The organism is Paenibacillus sp. NPDC055715 (assembly GCF_053617595.1).
The window spans coordinates 127,180-149,475 of record NZ_JBSHGA010000001.1 but is presented as its reverse complement, the minus strand read 5'-3'; the positions used below and the strand labels follow the sequence as shown (position 1 = coordinate 149,475).

General features: G+C 47.3%; 25 protein-coding genes. All 25 read left to right on the top strand.

Going from position 1 to position 22,296, the window contains the following annotated elements; all coding sequences use genetic code 11:
- Window positions 1–24 precede the first annotated feature (24 nt).
- The 25 genes from ACWGOO_RS00695 (at window position 25) to ACWGOO_RS00575 (ending at window position 22,288) form a co-directional block, all read left to right on the top strand.
- A complete protein-coding gene (locus ACWGOO_RS00695) occupies window positions 25–1,008 on the top strand; it encodes a MotE family protein (RefSeq protein WP_452480634.1) in 984 nt (327 codons plus the stop codon).
- A gap of 28 nt (window positions 1,009–1,036) precedes the next feature.
- Window positions 1,037–2,515 carry a flagellar hook-length control protein FliK gene (locus ACWGOO_RS00690; protein ID WP_452480632.1) on the top strand — a complete coding sequence of 493 codons (1,479 nt, stop codon included), beginning with the start codon at window positions 1,037–1,039 and terminating at the stop codon, window positions 2,513–2,515.
- An 18-nt stretch (window positions 2,516–2,533) separates the two neighbouring features.
- Window positions 2,534–3,067, top strand: a complete 534-nt coding sequence (locus ACWGOO_RS00685; protein WP_452480630.1) for a flagellar hook capping FlgD N-terminal domain-containing protein — start codon at window positions 2,534–2,536, stop codon at window positions 3,065–3,067.
- Complete coding sequence (locus ACWGOO_RS00680) at window positions 3,064–3,444, top strand: TIGR02530 family flagellar biosynthesis protein (protein WP_354450788.1); 381 nt, start codon at window positions 3,064–3,066, stop codon at window positions 3,442–3,444. Before ACWGOO_RS00685 ends, ACWGOO_RS00680 begins: the two co-directional genes overlap by 4 nt.
- Window positions 3,445–3,548: 104 nt before the next feature.
- Window positions 3,549–4,367, top strand: a complete 819-nt coding sequence (gene flgG, locus ACWGOO_RS00675) for a flagellar basal body rod protein FlgG (protein ID WP_452480628.1) — start codon at window positions 3,549–3,551, stop codon at window positions 4,365–4,367.
- Between the two features lie 60 nt (window positions 4,368–4,427).
- Window positions 4,428–4,652: a flagellar FlbD family protein gene (locus ACWGOO_RS00670; RefSeq protein WP_014281086.1), complete on the top strand. Its 225-nt coding sequence runs from the start codon at window positions 4,428–4,430 to the stop codon at window positions 4,650–4,652.
- Complete coding sequence (locus ACWGOO_RS00665) at window positions 4,649–5,122, top strand: flagellar basal body-associated FliL family protein (protein ID WP_452480625.1); 474 nt, start codon at window positions 4,649–4,651, stop codon at window positions 5,120–5,122. The genes ACWGOO_RS00670 and ACWGOO_RS00665 overlap by 4 nt, the downstream gene beginning before the upstream one ends.
- Before the next feature lie 42 nt (window positions 5,123–5,164).
- Window positions 5,165–6,163 carry a flagellar motor switch protein FliM gene (gene fliM / locus ACWGOO_RS00660; RefSeq protein ID WP_452480623.1) on the top strand — a complete coding sequence of 333 codons (999 nt, stop codon included), beginning with the start codon at window positions 5,165–5,167 and terminating at the stop codon, window positions 6,161–6,163.
- Window positions 6,153–7,460, top strand: a complete 1,308-nt coding sequence (fliY, locus tag ACWGOO_RS00655; protein ID WP_452480621.1) for a flagellar motor switch phosphatase FliY — start codon at window positions 6,153–6,155, stop codon at window positions 7,458–7,460. Before fliM ends, fliY begins: the two co-directional genes overlap by 11 nt.
- A gap of 29 nt (window positions 7,461–7,489) precedes the next feature.
- A complete protein-coding gene (locus ACWGOO_RS00650) occupies window positions 7,490–7,855 on the top strand; it encodes a response regulator (RefSeq protein WP_452480619.1) in 366 nt (121 codons plus the stop codon).
- Window positions 7,856–7,867: 12 nt separating this feature from the next.
- The gene (locus ACWGOO_RS00645) at window positions 7,868–8,401 is read left to right on the top strand and encodes a flagellar biosynthetic protein FliO (RefSeq protein WP_452480617.1); all 534 of its coding nucleotides are present in this window, start codon (window positions 7,868–7,870) and stop codon (window positions 8,399–8,401) included.
- Complete coding sequence (gene fliP, locus ACWGOO_RS00640) at window positions 8,398–9,153, top strand: flagellar type III secretion system pore protein FliP (RefSeq protein ID WP_452480616.1); 756 nt, start codon at window positions 8,398–8,400, stop codon at window positions 9,151–9,153. The genes ACWGOO_RS00645 and fliP overlap by 4 nt, the downstream gene beginning before the upstream one ends.
- 37 nt (window positions 9,154–9,190) lie before the next feature.
- Window positions 9,191–9,460: a flagellar biosynthesis protein FliQ gene (gene fliQ / locus ACWGOO_RS00635; protein WP_452480614.1), complete on the top strand. Its 270-nt coding sequence runs from the start codon at window positions 9,191–9,193 to the stop codon at window positions 9,458–9,460.
- Between the two features lie 9 nt (window positions 9,461–9,469).
- Window positions 9,470–10,255, top strand: a complete 786-nt coding sequence (gene fliR, locus ACWGOO_RS00630) for a flagellar biosynthetic protein FliR (RefSeq protein WP_452480612.1) — start codon at window positions 9,470–9,472, stop codon at window positions 10,253–10,255.
- Complete coding sequence (gene flhB, locus ACWGOO_RS00625; protein WP_452480610.1) at window positions 10,255–11,367, top strand: flagellar biosynthesis protein FlhB; 1,113 nt, start codon at window positions 10,255–10,257, stop codon at window positions 11,365–11,367. The genes fliR and flhB overlap by 1 nt, the downstream gene beginning before the upstream one ends.
- Window positions 11,368–11,390: 23 nt before the next feature.
- Window positions 11,391–13,424 carry a flagellar biosynthesis protein FlhA gene (flhA, locus tag ACWGOO_RS00620; RefSeq protein ID WP_452480609.1) on the top strand — a complete coding sequence of 678 codons (2,034 nt, stop codon included), beginning with the start codon at window positions 11,391–11,393 and terminating at the stop codon, window positions 13,422–13,424.
- A complete protein-coding gene (gene flhF / locus ACWGOO_RS00615; protein ID WP_452480607.1) occupies window positions 13,421–14,863 on the top strand; it encodes a flagellar biosynthesis protein FlhF in 1,443 nt (480 codons plus the stop codon). Before flhA ends, flhF begins: the two co-directional genes overlap by 4 nt.
- Entirely contained in the window at window positions 14,860–15,747 is an 888-nt protein-coding gene (locus tag ACWGOO_RS00610) for a MinD/ParA family protein (protein ID WP_452480605.1), read from the top strand. The genes flhF and ACWGOO_RS00610 overlap by 4 nt, the downstream gene beginning before the upstream one ends.
- 30 nt (window positions 15,748–15,777) lie before the next feature.
- Window positions 15,778–17,304, top strand: coding sequence for a chemotaxis protein CheB (locus ACWGOO_RS00605; protein WP_452480603.1), 1,527 nt, complete (start codon window positions 15,778–15,780; stop codon window positions 17,302–17,304).
- A 33-nt stretch (window positions 17,305–17,337) separates the two neighbouring features.
- Window positions 17,338–19,425: a chemotaxis protein CheW gene (locus ACWGOO_RS00600; RefSeq protein WP_452480601.1), complete on the top strand. Its 2,088-nt coding sequence runs from the start codon at window positions 17,338–17,340 to the stop codon at window positions 19,423–19,425.
- A gap of 63 nt (window positions 19,426–19,488) precedes the next feature.
- Entirely contained in the window at window positions 19,489–19,950 is a 462-nt protein-coding gene (locus ACWGOO_RS00595) for a chemotaxis protein CheW (RefSeq protein WP_452480599.1), read from the top strand.
- Window positions 19,951–19,953: 3 nt separating this feature from the next.
- Window positions 19,954–20,580 carry a chemotaxis protein CheC gene (locus ACWGOO_RS00590; RefSeq protein ID WP_452480597.1) on the top strand — a complete coding sequence of 209 codons (627 nt, stop codon included), beginning with the start codon at window positions 19,954–19,956 and terminating at the stop codon, window positions 20,578–20,580.
- Window positions 20,573–21,070, top strand: coding sequence for a chemotaxis protein CheD (locus tag ACWGOO_RS00585; RefSeq protein WP_452480595.1), 498 nt, complete (start codon window positions 20,573–20,575; stop codon window positions 21,068–21,070). Before ACWGOO_RS00590 ends, ACWGOO_RS00585 begins: the two co-directional genes overlap by 8 nt.
- A 2-nt stretch (window positions 21,071–21,072) precedes the next feature.
- A complete protein-coding gene (locus ACWGOO_RS00580) occupies window positions 21,073–21,495 on the top strand; it encodes a hypothetical protein (protein ID WP_452480593.1) in 423 nt (140 codons plus the stop codon).
- 4 nt (window positions 21,496–21,499) lie between these two features.
- A complete protein-coding gene (locus tag ACWGOO_RS00575) occupies window positions 21,500–22,288 on the top strand; it encodes a FliA/WhiG family RNA polymerase sigma factor (protein WP_452480591.1) in 789 nt (262 codons plus the stop codon).
- Window positions 22,289–22,296: the final 8 nt, after the last annotated feature.

Here is a 22,296-nt window from a genome sequence, read left to right as displayed (position 1 = left end):
ATCAGCTGCCTGAGGAGGAAGACGATGGCACGGAATTTAGCAGAAAATGAACTGGATATGGATTTGGCAAAAGAATCAGGTGGGGGATTTGAACGATTTATGTTTTTCCTGATTCCGATTGTTTTTACAATCGTTCTGGTCGGGGTCCTGCTTACGCTGTTCAATATGGATTTCAGAAGTGAAGTGATTTCATTAGGAAACAAGATTCCAATTGTGAAAAATTGGATTCCTGAACCGAAAGACAAGGTTGCCAAGAGCAAAGAGGTTGATCAGAAAGCCCAGTCCGAAAGTTCTGAAGCAACCATCCAGCAGCTTAAGACAGATTTGGCCAAGCAGATGGAAGAACTCAAAAAGGCTACCGCTGCCAAAACAACTCAGGATAAAAAAGTTACAGAACTGCAAAATCAGGTCAATACGCTGCAAACGCAACAGGAACAACAGTCGCAGGCCAATCAGCAGGGACAGACGGGTACGCAAACTGCGGATGCAACAGCGAATGAAGACCCATATGTAAAACAGGCCAGAGACCTTGCTTCTATGTATGAAGGAATGACGGCAAGCAAGGCAGCACCGATTATGGCGAACTTGACAACCGAAGAAACGGTGCAGTTGCTAAGCTACATGGACACTGCGAATAGTGCTAAAATTTTACAAAAGATGGATGCTAAAAAGGCGGCCGATATTACTATGGCTCTGAAAAACATAACGCCATCCACCGATTTGTCGGTAGCTGCGCTGCAGTCCCGCTTGAAAAAGAATCAAAGCACTACAGCGGGAACAACGAGTAAAAGTCTGCAGAACACTCAGATTAGCAGCACATTTGCTTCCATGGACAAGAAAAGTGGTGCCGAACTTATTTTACAAACTTACAAAATCAGTCCGGACAAGGCATTGAACATATTAAATACAGTAGATGATTCGACACGTGCTTCTTTACTGCAAAATATGTCTGTGAAGGATGCTGCACAGACGGCAAAAATTTTGAACAAGCTGATGGGCAGCAAGTGATTTGAATGAAGGGAGGTGAAATAAATAAATGACACTTATTTCTCAAAGTGTATCTCTCAGCAGCTCCAGTCAGACGGCTGGTGGCACCACAGCTAGTACAGCGACAACTTCAACAGCAGGGACGGCAGCAGCAGTAGCCACAGGCGGTGTTTTTAATCAGACGCTTACGCAAATGATGATTGGCGGGCAAACGACTTCAACAGGCACAGATGCTGGGAAATCTCCATTAGTTATGGTGCTGCCATTAATTACTGCCGGAGAAACGACAGAAGCTTCAACAGAGCCGCTTGTCGAGACATTGGCTCCATTACTGCAAAACCTTGAAAAGCTGGACGATCAGGTAGCAGTTGATCCAGCCTTGTTCGCAGCTCTGCAATCGTGGGTCCAGCAAGTACAGCAGTTATTACAAGGTGACGGTGGGGGGGAGCAGCAAACAGACGGTGGGGAAACGATTGCGGCTACAGGCTTAACAGCTTTGGCAGCTCATCCGGCTACCATACGGTTTGCATTACAAGATGCTTTGTCACAGCTTACAAATGTAGTAAATCAGGCTACGGGAGACCAAAAGGCCCAGGTTGCACAGTTGTTACAATCGCTTCAAAATACAACCGCTGGTTCGGGAGCTATTTCCGATGAGCAGTGGACCGCCGTACTGAAAGCGGTGAAACTTGCAGATGGGACAGATTCACAAGCAGTTCAACCTTCCGCGAATCGGGCGAACGGCACTCAGACATTAACGGCTGTTTCTACAGACAAACAGGTTGTTGCTACTGAGCAGCAGATGAGCCAAGGTGGGACAAGCCAGCAAGGTACAGAAGGACAACGTTCATCAGCTAAAATTCATGTTCAAGCCGCTGTTAAAGCGACTCCAACGGATGAAACTGGTGCAGTAGTAGACGTAACCGAGCAGGCTGATCCGCCGGCAGCGACCGACAGTCAAACTTCTGTGATTACGACCGCAGGCCAGCTTTCGGTACAGACGCAAGGCACAACTCCTTCCGCTCCAGCGCAGCCTATCGTACATGTACGACAATTTGCTAAGGAAATGACTGAATTTGTAGTGCAAAAGCTTGATATCGTGAAGCATTCTGGGTTAACGGAAGCGACTATTATGCTTCGCCCAGATCATTTGGGACAGCTGGAAGTTAAACTGACGATGCAGAATGGGCACTTGGTCGCCCAGTTCATGACTGAGCACAGTGGAGCTAAGGATTTGCTGGAACAGCAAATGTCGCAGCTGCGTGCAAGTCTTCAAAGCCAGGGTATTCAGGTAGATAAGGTGGAAGTGACGCAAAATGAATCACTTTCTTCCCACATGTATCAGGATGGCCGTGGATCAGGTGCAAATCAGCAGCAACAATCCGAGCAACGTTCCAAGACTCGGAGTAGAGAAGAAACCGAGGATGCTCTGAAGGTAGCTGAAATGGCGGAAGAACTCCGTAACTGGACAGCAGAACAACGCCCAGATGATGTAAATCGGACAGGCTCCTTTACAGCACGAGCGTAGCATGGAGGTGAGAACACAATGACGACTGCGGACAGTAATGTATCCACCAGTAACGTCTGGCCGAATTACAACGTGAATAACGTGAAAACGGCAAGCGCCAAGGATACCAAAACGATGGGTAAGGATCAATTTTTGAAAATTTTGATTACCCAGCTACAAAATCAGGATCCAATGCAGCCTTTGGAAGATAAGGAATTTATCGCGCAAATGGCGCAATTTTCTTCCGTGGAGCAGTTGATGAACATTTCTACTCAATTGAATACGTTGGGACAGTCTTTAGGAATATCCTCCGGTTTGATTGGAAAAGAAGTCAGCTGGATCAAGGCAGGTAAAAAGGATTCGCTTACGGGTGAAACGGGTGCAGGTACGGTGAAAAGTGGAATCGTGGATTCCATCGTTATTCGTGACGGTGTACAGTACGCCAAAATCGGATCGTCAGAGGTAGCATTGAAAGATGTGACATCGGTAAGTCAGGCTCAAACAGCGGTTTCCTCAGCAGGAACATCGGATGCTACAACTTCTTCCTCTACTGGAAGTGGTGAGAACTCATGAATGACCGGATAACGGTCGGACGTCTTTTTCCCGCAAATGTCCCTCCGGCAGCGATCCCGCAGAATCGGGTAAATCCGGTACCGAAGGATGGTAGGCCATTTGGACAGGTGTTGCAGGATCAAGTACTCAAGCTGAGCAACCATGCAGCTAAGCGTCTGGAGCAGCGGGGGATAGAGCTGAGAAGTGACCAGATGGCGAAGATTAACTCCGCTGTGGATAAGGCAGCTGCCAAAGGGGCCAAGGAGTCATTGATTTTAATGCAGGATATGGCGTTGATCGTAAGTGTGCCTAACCGGACAGTAGTTACCGCAATGGATAAGCAATCCATGCAGGATAACGTATTTACGCAAATTGATAGTGCCGTTATTATTTCATAGAAAATTTAGCAAGAGTGGCTGGCCCGAGCAGGAAAGCCATAAAGAAGCCGCGGATCGACTGATGCGGTTAATCATGCAAGCATTCAGAGGAGGATTTATACTCAATGTTGAGATCAATGTATTCGGGTGTATCGGGTATGAAGGGCTTTCAAACAAAGCTGGACGTTATCGGTAATAACATTGCAAACGTAAATACAACAGGCTTCAAGTCCAGCCGGGTGATGTTCAAGGATATTTTGAGTCAAACAAGTAAGGGGGCTAGTGCACCTGGAGACGCGACCGGGGGTACTAACGCTAAGCAAGTTGGATTAGGGTCGACTGTAAGCTCAATTGACACGCTTCATTTGCCCGGAAGTGCCATGACAACGAACAATCCAACGGACTTGCGAATTAATGGTGATGGTTTTTTTCTGGTCAAAATGACAGGGGACCAAGACGTTCCATATTTGACCCGGGCTGGAGATTTTCATGTTGACGCAAATCGACAGTTGGTTACATCAGACGGGTTACTCGTCGCAGATTCAAGCGGGGGGGCTCCCATTCAGTTGAACTCTTCAACTACCTCATTTTCTATTTCTCCGGATGGAACGATTGTCCAGCAGTTGTCAGATGGCACTGTAGACAATCAAACTAAAATCGGGGTAACTAAAGTCATCAATCCTGAGGGTTTGGAAAAGATCGGGGGGAGCTTGTACCGAGCAACCGTTAACTCCGGTGATGAAGCTGCAGTTAATCCTATGGAAGCAAACAGTACAGAAAATGGCACAGGCGCCATCGTCGCTGGTCAGCTGGAGATGTCCAACGTTGATCTGACTGGCGAGTTTACCGAAATGATCGTGGCTCAGCGTGGTTTCCAGGCGAACTCGCGTATCATTACGACCTCGGATGAAGTGCTTCAGGAAGTTGTAAACTTGAAACGATAATCGCATCTAAACGCGGGGGAGTTAAGGCTCTCCCGCCCCTATCAGGAGGTTGGTGTTACGATGATCCCGTTAACGCGGCTGAACGGCTCGCCTATGTGGCTTAATGCTCTGCTCATTGAGACTGTGGAGGAAACGCCGGATACATACGTCACTTTAGTGACGGGGAAACGGTTGATTGTATTGGAAAAAGCGGCAGATGTCGTCTCCTTGATCAAGGGTTACAGCCGTGAAATCGGCATACATGCCGCCACGATAAAAGTGCAACAAATGGAGGAAGACGAATGAAAAAGATGCTGCCATGGCTCATTACAATTTTACTCGCGATTACTTTGATTGCAGGTGCGGCCTTTGTACTTATACCAACGCTTAGCGGGAAGAAGTCGGAAGCCACTCCAAATGCGCAAGCCGCTCAAGCAGAACAGCTTCCACGACTGTCAGCAGATGAACTAGTGGAAGTGAGTTCTGAAATTACTGGTATTAAAACAAATTTGGCAGACGCTGATTATATTGTCCAGATGAACCTTTCCTTTCAATTAAACGATGCTAAAGCAAAGGAATCTTTTGAAAAAATCAAAGACATCAGTATCAAGGCAATCGTTATTCGATTACTTGCAGACACCAAGCCTGATGAGCTCAGAACAGCTAAAGGCCGGGACCAGTTCAGTGACAAGCTGACGGATCTCATCAACAAATCGCTCCCTGAAGGTCACCTGGGGAACGCCAAAATTACAGACTTTTTGCTGGCATCCATTTGATTCCAGGTGAACTTGTCAGAACATGTAAGGGGGTGAATAACATTGGTGGATGTAATGTCGCAAGGGGAAATTGATGCCCTTTTAGCAGCTCTCTCGTCCGGTGAAATGGATGCGGAAGAACTTAAAAAAGAAGATACCCAAAAGAAAGTTCGCGCTTACGACTTCAAAAGAGCGCTTCGGTTTTCCAAGGATCATATTCGGAGTTTGACGCGGATACACGAAAATTTTGCGCGGTATCTGACCACTTATTTTTCAGCACAGCTCCGGACGTTTGTCCAAATTAATGTCGTTCAGGTGGAGCAGCTTCCTTATGATGAATTCATTCGCTCCATTCCGAAAATGACCATTTTGAACATTTTTGAAGCCGAGCCGCTGGAAGGACGCATGGTGCTTGAGGTTCACCCGAACGTAGCTTTTGCAATGCTGGACAGGCTTCTCGGAGGGACCGGATCAGCGCCGTCCAAGGTTAACTCGTTGACAGAGATTGAGACGACAATCATGGAGCGGATTTTTAGTCGTACCTTTGATAGCCTGCAAGAGGCTTGGAAAACGGTATTGGATATTGAACCGCGTTTGGAGACGATGGAAACCAATCCGCAGTTTATGCAGATTGTTTCGCCAAATGAAACGATTGCCCTAATCTCGCTTAGTACCAAAATTGGCGATACCACAGGGATGATTAATCTTTGTATCCCGCACGTGGTATTGGAGCCGATTATGGCTAGACTGTCCACGCACCAGTGGTTTACATCCGAAAAGAAATCAAGGGCGCCTGAAGAGATTGACGCCTTGAGATTACGGGTCACGAAAGCACAGCTTCCCATTACTGCCGAGCTAGGTGAATCCCGAATAAATGTGGCCGAGTTTTTGGGTCTTTCGGTGGGGGATGTCATATCATTGAACAAACCCGTCAAGGAAGGGCTCTCCATCCGGGTAGGCGAAAAACTGAAATTCTTGGGAAGTCCCGGCATGGTAAAAGATCGTGTTGCCGTACAGATTGATGAAATTGTCAGCGAAGGAGTTGAAGAAATTGACGAGTAAAGACTATTTGTCCCAGGAGGAAATTGATGCCCTGCTGAAACAGTCTGAAGCGGGCACGGATTCTACTCCCGCCAACAAGACCGTTGATGATTTCCTGACTCATCTGGAGCAGGATGCTCTTGGGGAGATCGGTAATATTACGTTCGGCAGCGCAGCGACAGCTCTTTCCACACTGCTCGGTCAAAAGGTTGATATTACAACCCCTAAAGTTTCCATTATTACCCGTTCTGAATTCGAAACAACTTTTCCTAGGCCGCACGTAGCGGTACATGTGAATTATGTAGATGGATTTGAGGGTGTTAACTCGCTCGTGATCAAAAAGCGTGATGCGCAGGTCATAGCGGATTTGATGCTTGGCGGTGAAGGAAATCCGGTAGATGAAGAATTGAATGAAATTCATATCAGCGCTGTGCAGGAAGCGATGAACCAGATGATGGGCTCGTCGGCAACCTCAATGTCTACCATGTTTAACCGTTTTGTTAATATTTCTCCACCTGGAATTGATATTTTGGATCCAATGCATGGTGATGGAGTATCCAGCCTGCCAGATGAACAGACGCTAATTACAGTATCCTTCCGTTTGTTGATCGGTGACCTGATTGATTCTACATTGATGCAACTGTTGCCTGTTCATTTCGCCAAAAAGATGGTGAGCATTCTAATGAATGGCGGAGAAGATGACGAGCAACCGCAAGCGTCCGCACAGCAAGTAGCAGCAACGGCTCCTCCAGAAGTGCCGCAACAAACCGAGATTCCGCAACAGCAACCCGCACCAACGTATCAACAGCCGCCTGTAGCCGCACAGGCGCACGTACAGCCGCCGCAGGATGTAGGTTATGGACAGCAACCGCCTATGTACCCTCAAGACCAGGGGTACGGTCAGCAGGGAACATCGGGTTATGGAATGCCAGCTGGTGTACCGCCGCAAGCTCCTTATGGAACGCCTCATCACTACGGTGAAGTATCAGGACGTAATGTAAATGTGCAGCCTGTACAATTTTCTAACTTGCAGTCCGGTGCATTTGCGCAAGTGGATGAAAACAATTTAAATTTATTGATGGACATTCCCCTTAGAGTCACCGTAGAATTAGGAAGGACCCAAAAGCAAATTAAAGATATTCTGGAGCTCTCACAAGGTTCAATTATTGAACTGGACAAGCTTGCCGGGGAGCCAGTGGACATTTTGGTTAACAACAAACTGATTGCCAAGGGCGAGGTTGTTGTAATCGACGAGAACTTTGGCGTGCGTGTGACGGATATTGTAAGTCAATGGGACCGTATTCAAAAATTACAATAATAGCACAATTTAGGGAGGATTTATTTCAGATGGCAAACCGTATTTTGATCGTGGACGATGCTGCATTTATGAGAATGATGATTCGGGACATCCTGTCCAAAAATGGATTTGAAGTAGTAGGAGAGGCCCAGGACGGATCACAGGCCATTGAAAAATTTAAGGAGCTTCGTCCGGACCTGATTACGATGGATATTACGATGCCTGAGATGGACGGCATTGCCGCTCTGAAGGAAATTAAACAAATTGACGCGAACGCAAAGGTTATCATGTGTTCCGCGATGGGTCAGCAAGCAATGGTTATTGATGCCATTCAAGCCGGCGCAAAAGATTTTATCGTTAAGCCTTTCCAATCGGATCGGGTTATCGAAGCCATCAGCAAAACATTGGGTGTGTAAGGCGCATCTGGTATGGATACACAACAGGGTGCCTCTGACGCATTGAGTACATCCAGCAATATAGGCAACATTGTATGGGTCCTTTTCGTGCTAATCTTTATCATCGTACTGATCGTGTACTTGATACGGTTTTTGAGTAAAAGAAATCAGAGCTGGTTCAGCAACCGCTCCGTTCGCATACTGGGAGGCGTGGGGCTGGGCCCTAACAAATCCCTTCAGCTTGTTGAAGTTGGCAGCAGTGTGTATCTCATTGGTGTGGGAGAAGATATCAGGCTTGTTGACAAAGTATCCGATCCTGAAGAAGTGGAGCAAATTTTGGCCGCACTGGAGCAGGAAGCTTCTCTGCAGCGCGGCCCGATTGCCCCGCTATTCGCTAAAATTGCGGATAAGCTTCGCCGGAACACCGCGGCACAGCAGCAGCCTGAAGAGGAAACGTCTTTTCACGAGATGTTCGAATCCAAGCTTCGGCAGATGTCGAATCGCAAGGATAAACTCGAAAAGCTGCGCAATGAGGAGAATACTACAGATCGGTCGGGAGATTCATGAGAAAAAAGATTATACTTGCATGCTTGCTGCTTGTTTTGTTCAGCTTCATTTCGGTGACGGCGGCCTCTGCGGAACCGATTCCGAACATTGATATTCAAGTCGGCAATTCGGACAAAGGACAGCCCGGTGCCACCTCGCTGTCTATTATTTTACTTATTACTGTCATCAGTGTAGCTCCCGCGTTGCTTGTACTAATGACGAGCTTTACGCGAATTGTGATCGTGCTGGGCTTTGTTCGCACCTCGCTGGGGACTCAGCAGATGCCACCTAACCAGATGCTTGTCGGGCTGGCTCTGTTTCTTACCTTATTCATTATGGCGCCGACGTTCTCCGCTATGAACGAAACTGCGCTTCAGCCGTATCTTAAGGGGGATTTGACACAGTCTCAGGCGCTGAACAAGGCTGCGGTACCCATCAAGACCTTTATGTTCTCTCATACACGGGAGAAGGATTTACTGCTTTTTATGAAATACACCAAGATGGAAAAACCGAAAGACTATCAGGATATTCCATTAACGGTGATGGTTCCAGCCTATGCCATCAGTGAGTTAAAGACAGCATTTCAGATGGGCTTCATGATCTTTATACCGTTTTTGGTTATTGACATTGTGGTGGCGAGTACGCTCATGGCTATGGGGATGATGATGCTGCCGCCGGTGATGATTTCGCTTCCTTTTAAAATACTGCTGTTTGTACTTGTCGACGGTTGGTATCTGGTCGTCAAATCATTGCTTCTGAGCTTTAACACATGAATATTTCCCGCAGGGACAGCAATCAAGGAGGACGGCAATGACTTCGGAGTTTATTATTTCCCTTGCCGGACAAGCGGTGTACACAGTGCTTAAAGTTAGCGCTCCGATGCTGATTTTGGGACTGGCCGTCGGTTTGATTATCAGCATTTTTCAGGCGACAACCCAAATTCAGGAGCAGACTTTGGCATTTGTTCCGAAGATTGTTGCCGTATTACTGGCATTGCTCTTGTTCGGACCTTGGATATTGACGACATTAGTGAATTTTACGTTTAACATTCTGGATAATTTGTATAAATATATAGGTTAGGCTGAAGTTATGGACATGTTGTTACAGAGTTTTCCTGTTTTTTTACTGATTTTTTGTCGGATCACCTCGTTTTTTGTAGTAGCGCCTATATTTTCAACCCGAGGAGTACCTAATACCTTTAAGGTTGGGATTTCAGGATTTCTCGCATTGATCGTGTATCTTACTTATGGTACGCATCAGCAAGTACCGACAGATGCAGCGTATGTGCTGTTGGTGGGTCGCGAGGTGCTGATTGGGTTGTTGCTGGGTTTCACCGCTTATTTATTCATGACAGCGATCCAAACGGCAGGTTCCTTTATTGACCTTCAGGTGGGTTTCGGTATGGCCAATGTGCTTGACCCTATGACAGGAGCTTCATCTCCTTTAACAGGGAATTTCAAGTTTGCGATAGCCGTGTTGCTCTTTTTGAGTATAAACGGGCACCATCATCTGATAAACGCTATTTTATACAGCTATGATTGGGTGCCGCTGACGAATGATTTTTTTGTAAAGCTGTATGGAGGTAGTGTAACAGAATTTCTGGTGCATTCTTTCGCAGAATCTTTTTTGCTGGCTTTTCAAATTGCTGCCCCTATAGTAGTAGCTACTTTTTTAACGGATGTGGGACTCGGATTTTTGGCTAAAACGGCTCCGCAGTTTAACATTTTTGTTATTGGTGTGCCGCTCAAAATTATTGTGGGACTGTTCATGTTACTGCTTCTGATGCCGAGTTTTGCTTTTATCTTCGAAAAATTGTTTACTGTGATGTTCGAATCCATGCGCAACTTGTTGGATATTATGGGTAATCGTCCTTAATGTCTGGTTTGGAGGAACGTAGTTTGTCATTTAAATATGCTATGAACCTGCAGTTGTTCTCAGGGGAAAAAACGGAAAAAGCCACACCCAAAAAGAAACAGGATGCTAGGCAAAAGGGGCAGGTTGCCAAAAGTATGGAGTTGCCCGCAGCGGGTGTTCTATTGGTAACGTTTTTCTGCCTTATGATTTTCGGCGGGTATTTCAAGGATCATGCGGTTCGCTTGTTTCGGGATATTTTTGTGAATCGGTTATCGATGGAAGTAACACCGAACACGACAATGCTGATGATGGGTGAGTATGGCGTGCAAATCATGATCATGCTGGCTCCTATTTTTATTGGGGCCATTGTCATCGGGGTAGCAGCGAATTACATGCAGATCGGTTTCTTGTTAACCGGAGAGGGGATTACGCCTAAGTTTAGCAAGATTGACCCGATTAAAGGATTCAAAAATATTTTTTCCATGCGGTCGCTGGTCGAATTTCTGAAATCTGTTTTGAAAATGACGGTGATCGGTTATCTGGTGTACAGTGTGCTGTGGAAAACAAAGGCAGACTTACCCAAGTTGGCCGAAATGTCCGGTGACCAGATGTTGAGCTTTACCGCTGGATTAACAATGGAGCTGGGACTCAAAATTGGTGTGGTGATGATCGTTTTGGCAGTATTGGATTATATGTATCAACGCTATGAGCATGAGAAAAATCTGAAAATGTCCAAACAGGACATCAAGGATGAATACAAGAAAATGGAGGGTGACCCACTGATCAAAGGGAAAATTCGTGAACGGCAGCGTCGAATGGCTATGCAGCGCATGATGCAGGAAGTTCCCAATGCAGATGTCATCATTACCAACCCTACGCACTTTGCTGTGGCTTTGAAATATGACGGTTCGGAGATGGAAGCGCCGCAGATTATTGCGAAAGGGCAAGATTACGTAGCGCTCCGAATTAAGGAAATTGCCAAGCAAAACGGTGTTATAACGATGGAAAACAAGCCGCTGGCACGGGCGCTGTTTCAAAGAGCCGAAATCGGGGATGCGATTCCAGCTGATCTGTTCCAGGCTGTTGCCGAAGTGCTAGCGTATGTATATAAATTAAAAGGTAAAGTGAAATAAAGGGATCGGAGGCCAGGAGACCCGTGAAAATAAAAGAAATAACCGTCCTTGCAGGCGTCATCGGCATCGTACTTATGATGATTCTACCGATCCCTTCATGGTTGCTCGACATTTTGCTCGTGATCAACATATCGATTGCTTTGATGATTCTACTTGTGTCCATGAACACGAAGGAAGCTTTACAGTTCTCTATTTTTCCTTCATTGCTGCTCATCACAACGTTGTTTCGTCTGGCGCTTAACATTTCTACGACCAAGCTCATTTTAGGTGAAGGACATGCCGGGGAAGTAGTGGCTACGTTTGGTAGTTGGATTGCAGGCGGACAAATTGCGGTCGGTTTTGTTGTCTTCCTGATTCTCGTGGTTGTGCAGTTTATCGTGATCACCAAGGGCTCCGAGCGGGTTGCCGAGGTAGGCGCACGATTTACACTGGACGCCATGCCAGGTAAACAAATGAGTATTGATGCCGACCTGAATGCAGGTCTGATCAACGAACAACAGGCCCGTGAACGGCGCAGTAAAATCGAACGGGAAGCGGATTTTTACGGAGCAATGGATGGTGCCAGTAAATTTGTTAAAGGTGACGCCATTGCCAGTATTATCATTTTGATTATCAACCTGGTCGGCGGTTTCATTATCGGTATGGCTGTTCAGGGTAAAGGGTTTCAGGAGGCGCTGTCGACTTACTCTGTTCTGACCATTGGTGATGGACTGGTTAGCCAGATCCCCGCGTTGCTCATATCCACGGCGTCAGGCTTGATCGTTACACGAGCTACGTCTGATGGAAACTTGGCGGATGATTTGACGGGGCAGCTCTTTTCATATCCAAAACTGATTTACATCGTGGCTGCTACGATTGCATTGTTGGGTTTATTCACGCCTATTCATATCATTACGACCCTTCCACTGGCTGTTCTGCTGTTTTTTGCGGCCCGAAGAATGCAGGGCAATATGGAACGTAAGCAGATTGCTGATGAGCAGATGGAAGAAGAGCAACAAATTGAAGAAGTTCGCAGTCCGGAAAGTGTTATTAATTTGCTTCAGGTGGATCCGATCGAATTCGAGTTTGGATACGGGCTGATTCCGCTGGCTGATACACAGCAAGGCGGGGATTTGCTGGACCGGATTATCATGATCCGCCGTCAATGTGCGCTGGAGCTGGGATTGGTTGTGCCAGTCATTCGTATACGGGACAATATCCAACTCAAACCGAACGAGTATGTAATCAAAATTAAAGGCAATACGGTAGGCGGCGGGGAATTGCTGTTGAACCATTATCTGGCGATGAGCCCAGGATACGACGACGATTCCATTACGGGTATTGAAACGACAGAACCAGCCTTCGGATTGCCTGCGCTCTGGATTGATGAGAATACCAAGGATGTTGCGGAGCTGTCCGGTTATACGGTTGTGGACCCTCCTTCGGTCGTAGCTACTCATTTGACGGAGACGATTAAGAAACATGCCCACGAGTTGCTTGGCAGACAAGAGACTCGGTCGCTGGTCGACAATCTCAAGGAAAATTATCCAGTGCTTGTGGACGATCTTATTCCTTCCGTATTGGCGATTGGAGATGTACAAAAAGTGCTGGCCAAGTTGTTAAAAGAAAAAATCTCCATTCGCGATATGGTGACTATTTTCGAAACGCTGGCTGATTACGGTACTTATACAAAAGATCCGGATGTGCTGACTGAATATGTCCGCCAGGCGTTGTCCCGCCAGATTACGCAGCAGTTCGCCCAGCAAGGAGAGCCGTTACGTGTCATTACCGTGGGACCAGGGCTGGAGAAGAAAATTGCCGATAGCGTGCAACAGTCGGAGCAGGGCAGCTATCTGGCTCTTGATCCGGTATCAACGCAGACGGTGTATCAAAGGATGATGGAGCAAATCAACCGTCTCATTCAATCCGGGCAGCAGCCTATCGTATTAACGTCACCGACAATTCGTATGTATTTGCGGCAAGTGATGGAACGGACGATGCAGGATGTCCCGGTACTGTCGTACAGTGAGCTGGACCCGAACGTTGAAATTCAAAGTGTCGGGGTGGTGAACTTATGAGAGTGAAACGATATGTAGTGGATACAATGCCGGAGGCCATGATGCAAATCAGAGGTGACTTCGGAACGGATGCCGTCATTTTGAGCACCAAGGAAATGAAGATCGGCGGATTCATGGGTATGTTCGGTAAAACGAAAATCGAAGTCGTCGCTGCGGTAGAGGAGCAGCAGCTTCAAAAACCACGACGGGTTCAACCGTTACAGCAGCAGTCCGTTGAGGCTTTTCCACCTATGAATGCTCCTGATCAGCAGGAAGCGCCATCGTCACCGGTAGTTCCCAGACGAGCCGCTCCTGAAGCCTATCGACGGGTAACGCAGATGACGAGTGGCTCGAAAGAGGGATTAGCTGATTTGATAGCTGGCGCGGAACAAGCTGCTTCAAGCACAGAACGTTCATCATTTGGGTCCGGTTATCGTGTGGAAGCACAGAATGAAGCTTTAAACAACAAAGCAGCGGTTCCGAAAAGGGAAACATCCACCAACGAGTTGTTTAAGCAACCGTCGGAGACAAGCGTTACAGACAAGATGAGAGCAGAGGAAAATCAGGCCTTGCTTTATGAATTACGGGAAATGAAAGCTATGATGAACCGAATTTCTCGCAATTCTGCGATGGAGAACACTTGGCCGGAACCGTTACAAGAGATTTGTGAGCGTATGCTGGAGCAGGAAGTGGAACGCGACTTGCTAGAGCATTGGCTTGAACGGGTATATGAGCGCCGAAGTGAGCATCCGTCTGATCCTGAATCTTTTGATTGGGAACAGGCCCTTCGTGCAGAAGTGACCGGATTCATTCGGGAAAGGCTGGACAAGGGCATCTCGAAAGATACCAAAATTGTGTATGTGGCAGGTCCAACCGGAGTGGGGAAAACGACGACCATTGCCAAGTTGGCAGCAGAACAGTTGTTTAAGCATCATCGCAAAGTCGGATTTATTACCTCTGACACGTACCGTATCTCGGCTGTCGAGCAACTGCGTACATACGCTACGATTTTGAGTGTGCCGCTTGAAGTCGTGCAATCTCCCGGAGATGTTCACAGAGCCATTCAACGTCTGGAGCATTGTGACTTGATTCTGATGGATACTGCAGGACGAAATTACGGTAATGAATTGGTCGTTTCGGAATTGCAAAGTCTGCTTACACCTATTAAGGAAAGTGAGACATATCTGGTGCTTAGCCTAACATCCAAAAGCAAAGATATGCTCAACATAACCGGGCATTTCAGCAAGTTTGGCCTTGGTAAGGTTGTATTTACTAAAATGGATGAGACAGGTAGTTGCGGCGGTTTGTTTAATCTGTTGCACCAGTTTCCAATGCAACTGGCCTATATTACGAACGGCCAAAATGTGCCTGACGATCTGCTGCATCCAGATACAGAAATGGTGACAAGCCTGCTGTTCGGAGCCACAGAATCGTCAGGAGATACCTGGGATTCTGTATGAATGACCAAGCCCAATCTCTTAGACAAATGGCTTCAGCCCTGGATAAGTATCGCCTGCCTGCACGTAATCGCCATGCGAAAATCGTGACAGTCACCAGTGGTAAGGGCGGTGTGGGCAAATCTAATTTCACCCTTAATTTTGCTTTGACCTTGCAATCGCTTGGCCGAAAGGTACTCGTATTTGATGCTGATATCGGTATGGCCAATATTGATGTGTTGATGGGTGCCAACTCAAGATACAATCTTCTTCACCTGTTAAAACGTGAAAAATCAATGGCCGAAATTGTTCAAACGCGCGTGGGAGGCTTGCCTTATATTGCTGGAGGATCTGGCTTGAGCGAGCTGTTTACGTTATCCGATGACGATCTGAATTATTTTGCCGAAGAGGTGGAGAAAATCGCGGCAGATATGGATTATGTTTTGTTTGACATCGGCGCGGGATTATCTAAAGAAAACCTTAAATTCATCACATCCGCTGACGAGTGTATGGTCGTAACTACGCCGGAGCCAACGTCCTTAACGGATGCTTATGCACTGATCAAAGTCGTCAGTGGATTGCAAAAGGATACAGTATTCAAAATTATAGTCAATCGTGCCGATAACGATAATGAGGCCCGTCAAGTTGCCGATAAGATAGCGCTGGTTGCGCGACGCTTTATGGAGATCGACATTCCGTTGCTGGGACATATCAGTGAGGACATTCATGTCATGCAGGCAGTCAAAAGGCAGGTGCCTTTTTCAATTGCTTATCCGGGATGTACGGCATCCAGAGATGTGTTGAATCTGGCGCACCGTTTTGCAGCAATGCCGCAGGCTTCACAATCAGGTGCTTTGAGCGGAATCAAAGGGTTTATGCAAAAATGGTTGCGGCGTTCAGCACATTGATTTTGATGAAAGGAAACAGGGGTGTTTAACATGTGTAGTTACCGGGTGCTGGTTGTGGATGATTCGGCCTTTATGCGCAAAATTATTTCAGATTTAATTGTAAGGGATGAGTCGTTCGACATCGTAGGTACAGCCGCCAACGGCAAAGAGGCTGTAGAGAAAGTGAAGGAGTTACAGCCTGACCTGGTCACAATGGATGTCGAGATGCCTGAAATGAATGGCCTTGAAGCGCTATCTCTTATTATGGCGGCCCATCCGCTTCCGGTCATTATGCTCTCTGGTATTAATGAACAGGGTATGAAGGAGACCATTATGGCTCTGGAAGCAGGAGCTTTCGATTTTATACGGAAGCCCTCCATCTCTCATGCGCAGGATATCAAGCAGGTGGGCATGGCGCTACTGGAGCAGATGCACACCGCTATGCAAGCAGTCCGCAGCCGATTGGAGCGCAAGGAAGCTAACGAACGAAAAGCGGCGCTGGAGCAGACTTTAGAAGGACAAGCTGTGGCTGACAAGGGAACGGAAGGTAAAGCACCTACAGGCAAGGCTCATAGTACACCGATTGCTTCTGCAACTGCTGTAACGGTTCCGCCGAAGCGGGATACTAGTAAGTCTGTTCCGGCAGGTAAGCCGGAAGCGAAACGGCCACAGACGGAAAGCTCTGTGCCTGACAGCCGTTTAAGTAAGCCAGTCGCCCAGCCATGGAAGACGGAGCAAGCACCTGCTAAGCAGAAGAAGGAGGAGCCGCCTAAGGCAGCTGAACGTACGCTAGGGAAACTGAATATTTCCAGTACGGCCGCAGCCCAATCGCTGCACGGCACGGATAAGGGGGGGCTAATCAAGCCGGAGCCTCAAAAAACGGTGCCTACGCCGGTTCCTCCGGCTCCAGTTACTTCTACGGCTGCTACGCCAGTGACGGCACCCATAGTTGAGGCAGCGCCCAAGGGATTCTCCCTTAAAAAAGGAGTGTATTCGCCCAACTTCCGCAAGCTGGTGGCGGTTGGATGCTCTACCGGTGGTCCGCGTGCGCTCAGGACGTTGCTGGAACGCATTCCCGGGGATTTTCCCGCTCCGATTGTCATTGTTCAGCATATGCCGCCAAACTTTACTCGTTCGCTGGCACAGCGTCTGAATACGTTGAGTCCACTCCGGGTGGTTGAAGCCGAGCAGGGGATGAGGCTGGAGACTGGAACAGCTTATATTGCTCCGGGAGGATATCAATTGAGAATTGTGCCAGGAGGCAGCGGTAAATACACCGTGTCACTGATGACGGAAGAAGCTCGTAACGGTCACCGTCCTTCTGTTGATACGATGTTCGAATCGCTACTCCCGTTAACCTCTCTGGAACGGCATCTGGTGTTGCTGACTGGCATGGGAAGCGACGGGGCTAAAATGATGAAAAAGCTTTATGATGCAGGGGTACAATCCACATTTGCTGAAAATGAGGAAACTTGCGTAGTGTACGGAATGCCCCGCTCGGCTGTAGAGTTAAAATGTGTGCGCCACCTTCTGCCGATGCAGGAGATCGCCCCTAAGCTTGTACAAGTTGTGAAATAATCGGAGTGTAACTCATGGAGGAGGTGTCTCACAATGGACATGAACCAATATTTAAACATGTTTATTGATGAGTCGAATGATCATCTGCAATCTCTTAACGAAAAAATGCTTAAACTGGAAAGTAATCCTACCGATATGGGCATCGTTCAGGTGATTTTCCGGTCTGCCCATACCCTCAAAGGAATGGCTGCTACAATGGGTTTTGAAGACCTGGCATCGCTCACTCACCAAATGGAAAACGTTCTTGATTTGGTGCGTAACAACAAGCTTGCGATGCAGGAATTTATATTCGATACCTTTTTCAAAGGGTTGGATGCGTTGGAGTCCATGGTACAGAACATTACAGAGGGTGGCGATGGAAAAGCGGATGTATCCTCTATTGTAGCTTCACTGCAATCCATCGTGGGTGGCGATTTCCAAAAATCCGGCGCAGAGGCGGTTACGCCGAAAAAAGCGGTCGCTAGCGAAAGCGCGGGTATTGTGCTGGATCAATTCCAGTATTCTGTATTGGAGCAATCTATTTCCGAAGGGCATCGGGTTTACTATATACAGGTAACGATTAGCTCAGAAAGCCAGTTGAAGGCTGCACGTGCCTTTATGGTATTTAATACACTGGAAAACTCCGGTGAAATCGTAAAATCTTTTCCGTCTGTACAGGATATTGAGCAGGAGAAATTTGAACAAAATTTCTCGTTATATTACATAACGCAGAAAGAGGTAGGAGAGCTGGAGAAGGAAATCGCCGCTATTTCCGAAATCGAAACCGTCTCTGTTGTACAGCTGGATCAGGAATCGCTTAAGCAAATGAGCGAAGTCAATGCTGGACTGGCAGAAACTGCTGCGGCGCAGGAAGCCCCAGTAGCTATACAACAACATTCCGCTGCATCCCAGCCGCAGTCTCCAACTGCGGCCTCCGGTGCTAAGCCAGCCGAGGGTAAAGCTTCAGTAGCCAAGCCAGCAGCACCTACGCACAACCGTACAATTCGCGTGGACATTGAACGTCTGGACGTATTGATGAATTTGTTCAGTGAATTGCTCATTGACCGTGTACGGTTGGAGCAGTTGGCGAGTGAGGCTTCTAATCCAGCGCTGACGGAAACGGTAGAGCATATGAGCCGCGTAAGCAGTGACCTACAAAATGTCGTGCTTAAATTGCGGATGGTACCCGTGGACACCGTTTTCAATCGTTTTCCGCGTATGGTGCGCGACCTGGCCAAATCGCTGGATAAAAAGCTGGATTTGGTCATTACTGGCGCGGACACCGAAATGGACCGTACCGTTATCGACGAAATCGGTGATCCGCTGGTGCATTTACTGCGTAACTCCGTGGATCACGGCATCGAGCCAGTAGCGATCCGTATTGCGGCAGGCAAACCGGAGACAGGAACAGTTCATTTACGTGCTTTCCACAGCGGCAATAACGTGTTCATTGAGATTGAAGACGACGGTAGCGGCATTAATCGTGAGAAGGTACTGAAAAGTGCCATTTCGAAAGGAATTATTACGGGAGAACAAGCAGCTGCAATGACCGATGAAGAGGCCCATCAGGTGCTATTCGCTCCGGGATTCAGCACAGCTGAGGTTATTTCGGACGTTTCAGGGCGCGGCGTTGGACTCGACGTAGTTAAATCTAAAATCACTTCCCTTGGCGGTAATGTTACGATTCATTCCGTTCTGGGCAAAGGTACCAATTTTTCTGTGCAGTTGCCACTGACACTATCCATTATTGCGGCCATGATGATACAGATCGGTTCCGAAAAATATGCGATTCCGTTGTCTTCTATTGTGGAGACTGCGATCGTCAAACGGACACAAATCCGTTCTGTACACGGCAACAAAATGATCGCTTTCCGCGAATCCCATATTCCGCTTATCTCCTTGAGTCAGCTGTTTGAAGTACCAGACTTCAATGAGGATGAAGAAGAAGAGACAGAGGTTGTTGTTATTCGCAAGGGTGACCGTCTGGCAGCTCTTTCTGTTCAGGACTTTTTGGGACAAAGTGAAATTGTCCTTAAAAACCTGGGCAAATACCTTCCGAACATCCAGGGAATTTCAGGCGCTACGATTCTGGGTGACGGTCAGGTTGCTTTGATCATCGACCCTAATGTCTTCATTAAATAATGTCTTCATTAAAAATGAAAGAAATGTGAAAATTGCTGACATCCATAAGGAGGGTTTTTAGACATGGGAGAAGAAATTAAAATTATCGTATTTAAGCTTGGTGCAGAGGAATACGGTGTCGAAGTAGAAAAAGTCCAATCCATTGAGCGCATGGTGCCGATTACACGTGTTCCAAGAACATATGATTTTGTCAAAGGCGTATTCAATATGAGAGGCGTGGTCATTCCCGTTATTGATCTGCGTGGTCGTTTTGGATTGTCTGAGGCGGAATATACCGATCAAACCCGGATCATCATCGTTGCAGTAGGTGAGATGCAAGTCGGCTTTATCGTTGATTCAGCGAACGACGTAATTGACCTGAATACCGACAACATTGAGACACCACCGGAAGTCGTTGGCGGAGTCAAGGCTAAATATTTGCGTGGAGTCGCTAAAATCGGTGAAGAGCGTTTGCTCATCATGCTGAATTTGTCTGAGGTGCTGAATCGGAGTGAAATGAACCAACTGGAAGGCTTAGAGGGTTAATTTATGGAAAATCTTGAAAATCTTGAGGATTTCAAGTTGGATGTTTTGAAGGAAGTCGGTAACATTGGTTCGGGGAACGCTGCTACAGCACTTTCCCGACTTCTGAATAAACCGGTTGATATGGGCGTACCTAAAGTACAGATGCTGCCTTTTGAGGAGATTGCCGAAAAGGTTGGCGGGAATGAGCAACTTGTCGTTGCTATATTTTTCAGAGTTGAGGGCGAAGCTCCAGGCAATCTCTTTTTCATATTGCAGCCCCATGCGGCGAAAAGCCTGCTTTCCCGACTGGCAAATATTCCATCGGATGATGAGGACAGCTTTAACGAAATGGAGCATTCGGCTTTGTCCGAAATCGGAAATATTTTAGCGGGCTCATACTTGTCTTCGTTGGCCGATTTTACCCGGTTGTCCATGTATCCGACGGTTCCCGCACTAGCTTTGGATATGGCAGGGGCCATTCTCAGCTACGGGCTGTTGCAATTTGGACGGATGGGGGATGCAGCCCTGTTGATTGACACATCGTTTCTGGAGGGGCAGAATCAGATTGAGGGTCAATTTTTTCTGATTCCGGATCCGGAATCGTTTGGAAAAATATTCAGGTCGTTAGGAGTCCCGATGAACGATGATTGAGGATAAAAGCATCATCAAAGTGGGCATGGCAGACTTGAACGTAACCAGCAATCCAAACTCCATTCGCACGACAGGACTTGGCTCCTGCGTCGGGTTGACCCTCTACGATCCTCATTTAAAACTGGCTGGTATGGCACATGTAATGCTACCGTCCTCGGACATTGCGCGTGAAGGACAACTTAACATTGCTAAATACGCTGATACCGCGCTGCCAGAGCTATTTGAGCGGATGTTGAAATTGGGAGCCGAACGCCGCAGACTGGTCGCCAAAATGGCAGGGGGAGCGCAAATGTTTGCCTTTGTCGGCAGCGGGGACACCATGCGAATTGGTCCACGCAATGTGGAATCATGCAAGGAAATGCTCGTAGATCTCGGTATTCCTTTGCTTGCGGAGGATACTGGCGGTAGTTATGGCCGAACGATTGAACTGGACTGCGAAACTGGCGTTTTGAATATTCGAAGCGTACAAAAAGGTGTAAAGGAATTATAATCATGTTATTTGGTAGCTTACGCATTAATCTTTGGTCTGGAGTAGTCGGATTTATTCTGACTTTTGTGTTGTCCACTGGCAGCAATCTGCTGACCACGAGCTTAATTCGTGGCTTGATCGCCTTCGTTTTTTGGTTCCTGCTTGCATTTGTGCTGCGCTGGGCACTAGGTGTCCTAGCGCGGCCAGATCTGGGTAGTGCCCAAAGCCGGGCAAGCTCTCAGGTGGATGGCGTAGGGGGGAATCTGGATCTGACGACACCAGACGTAGATGAAAATCTGAATGAATTGTTGAAGCCGAAACCAGAGCAGACGGACGGGAAAAACACCGGTTTTGCGCCTTTAAACCCGCCTAAGCTGGTTTCAAACAAGGACCCTGAAGAATTGGCCAAGGCCGTGCGTCACCTGACAGACAAACAAGGAGGGTGAACCGATGAACGAGCGAAAAGCCGCTCATTTAAACCATTCCGAGCTGTGGGAGCAATGGAAAGAATACGGTGACAAAGAAGCAAAAAAGCAGTTAATTGAAAAGTACTTCCATATTGTGGAGTATGTATCGGGGCGCCTTGCAGTAGGTTTGCCTAAAAATGTATCTAAAGACGACCTGGCCAGTAACGGGGTCATGGGCTTAATTGATGCTCTTGAAAAGTTTGACTATGAACGTGGTTTACAGTTTGAGACTTATGCTTCCTGGCGCGTTCGAGGAGCGATTTTGGATGGTCTTCGCCAAGGAGATTGGGTTCCACGTTCGGTCAGGGAAAAAGCCAAAAAAATTGAGGATGCCTACCAGCATTTAGAGCAGAGATACTTACGTACAGTAAGTGACGAAGAGATGAGCCATTATTTGGACGTCTCCGAAAAAGAGTTCCAAAATATGATCCAGGAGGTCGCCGTTATGTCGATCGTTTCACTGGAGGACCCGATCCGCGAAGAAGAGTCGGAGACACGACTTTCCCTTTTAGTAGATGAAAAGGCGAAAAATCCGGATCACAAGGTCAATGAATTTACACTTCGTGATGCCCTTGCACAAGGCATTGAGAAATTGACTGAAAAAGAACGTATCGTTGTTTCTTTATTGTATTACGAGGATTTGTCACTCAGTGAAATTGCTGAGGTCATGTCGCTTTCTCCTTCGCGTATTTCACAATTGCATTCCAAAGCCATATTGCGGCTGAGAGCGACACTAGACAAACAGCGGGATCTGCTAATGCGTAAAGATTAAACGTACGG

Coding starts and splice junctions, on each gene's coding strand:
- ACWGOO_RS00685 (WP_452480630.1), top strand. CDS start 2,534: ATGACGACTGCGGACAGTAATGTATCCACCAGTAACGTCTGGCCGAAT.
- ACWGOO_RS00695 (WP_452480634.1), top strand. CDS start 25: ATGGCACGGAATTTAGCAGAAAATGAACTGGATATGGATTTGGCAAAA.
- ACWGOO_RS00590 (WP_452480597.1), top strand. CDS start 19,954: ATGGAAAATCTTGAAAATCTTGAGGATTTCAAGTTGGATGTTTTGAAG.
- flhF (WP_452480607.1), top strand. CDS start 13,421: ATGAGAGTGAAACGATATGTAGTGGATACAATGCCGGAGGCCATGATG.
- fliQ (WP_452480614.1), top strand. CDS start 9,191: ATGACTTCGGAGTTTATTATTTCCCTTGCCGGACAAGCGGTGTACACA.
- ACWGOO_RS00610 (WP_452480605.1), top strand. CDS start 14,860: ATGAATGACCAAGCCCAATCTCTTAGACAAATGGCTTCAGCCCTGGAT.
- ACWGOO_RS00650 (WP_452480619.1), top strand. CDS start 7,490: ATGGCAAACCGTATTTTGATCGTGGACGATGCTGCATTTATGAGAATG.
- ACWGOO_RS00605 (WP_452480603.1), top strand. CDS start 15,778: ATGTGTAGTTACCGGGTGCTGGTTGTGGATGATTCGGCCTTTATGCGC.
- ACWGOO_RS00670 (WP_014281086.1), top strand. CDS start 4,428: ATGATCCCGTTAACGCGGCTGAACGGCTCGCCTATGTGGCTTAATGCT.
- fliP (WP_452480616.1), top strand. CDS start 8,398: ATGAGAAAAAAGATTATACTTGCATGCTTGCTGCTTGTTTTGTTCAGC.
- flhB (WP_452480610.1), top strand. CDS start 10,255: ATGTCTGGTTTGGAGGAACGTAGTTTGTCATTTAAATATGCTATGAAC.
- flgG (WP_452480628.1), top strand. CDS start 3,549: ATGTTGAGATCAATGTATTCGGGTGTATCGGGTATGAAGGGCTTTCAA.
- ACWGOO_RS00585 (WP_452480595.1), top strand. CDS start 20,573: ATGATTGAGGATAAAAGCATCATCAAAGTGGGCATGGCAGACTTGAAC.
- ACWGOO_RS00645 (WP_452480617.1), top strand. CDS start 7,868: ATGGATACACAACAGGGTGCCTCTGACGCATTGAGTACATCCAGCAAT.
- fliR (WP_452480612.1), top strand. CDS start 9,470: ATGGACATGTTGTTACAGAGTTTTCCTGTTTTTTTACTGATTTTTTGT.
- ACWGOO_RS00575 (WP_452480591.1), top strand. CDS start 21,500: ATGAACGAGCGAAAAGCCGCTCATTTAAACCATTCCGAGCTGTGGGAG.
- ACWGOO_RS00680 (WP_354450788.1), top strand. CDS start 3,064: ATGAATGACCGGATAACGGTCGGACGTCTTTTTCCCGCAAATGTCCCT.
- ACWGOO_RS00595 (WP_452480599.1), top strand. CDS start 19,489: ATGGGAGAAGAAATTAAAATTATCGTATTTAAGCTTGGTGCAGAGGAA.
- ACWGOO_RS00600 (WP_452480601.1), top strand. CDS start 17,338: ATGGACATGAACCAATATTTAAACATGTTTATTGATGAGTCGAATGAT.
- ACWGOO_RS00665 (WP_452480625.1), top strand. CDS start 4,649: ATGAAAAAGATGCTGCCATGGCTCATTACAATTTTACTCGCGATTACT.
- ACWGOO_RS00690 (WP_452480632.1), top strand. CDS start 1,037: ATGACACTTATTTCTCAAAGTGTATCTCTCAGCAGCTCCAGTCAGACG.
- ACWGOO_RS00580 (WP_452480593.1), top strand. CDS start 21,073: ATGTTATTTGGTAGCTTACGCATTAATCTTTGGTCTGGAGTAGTCGGA.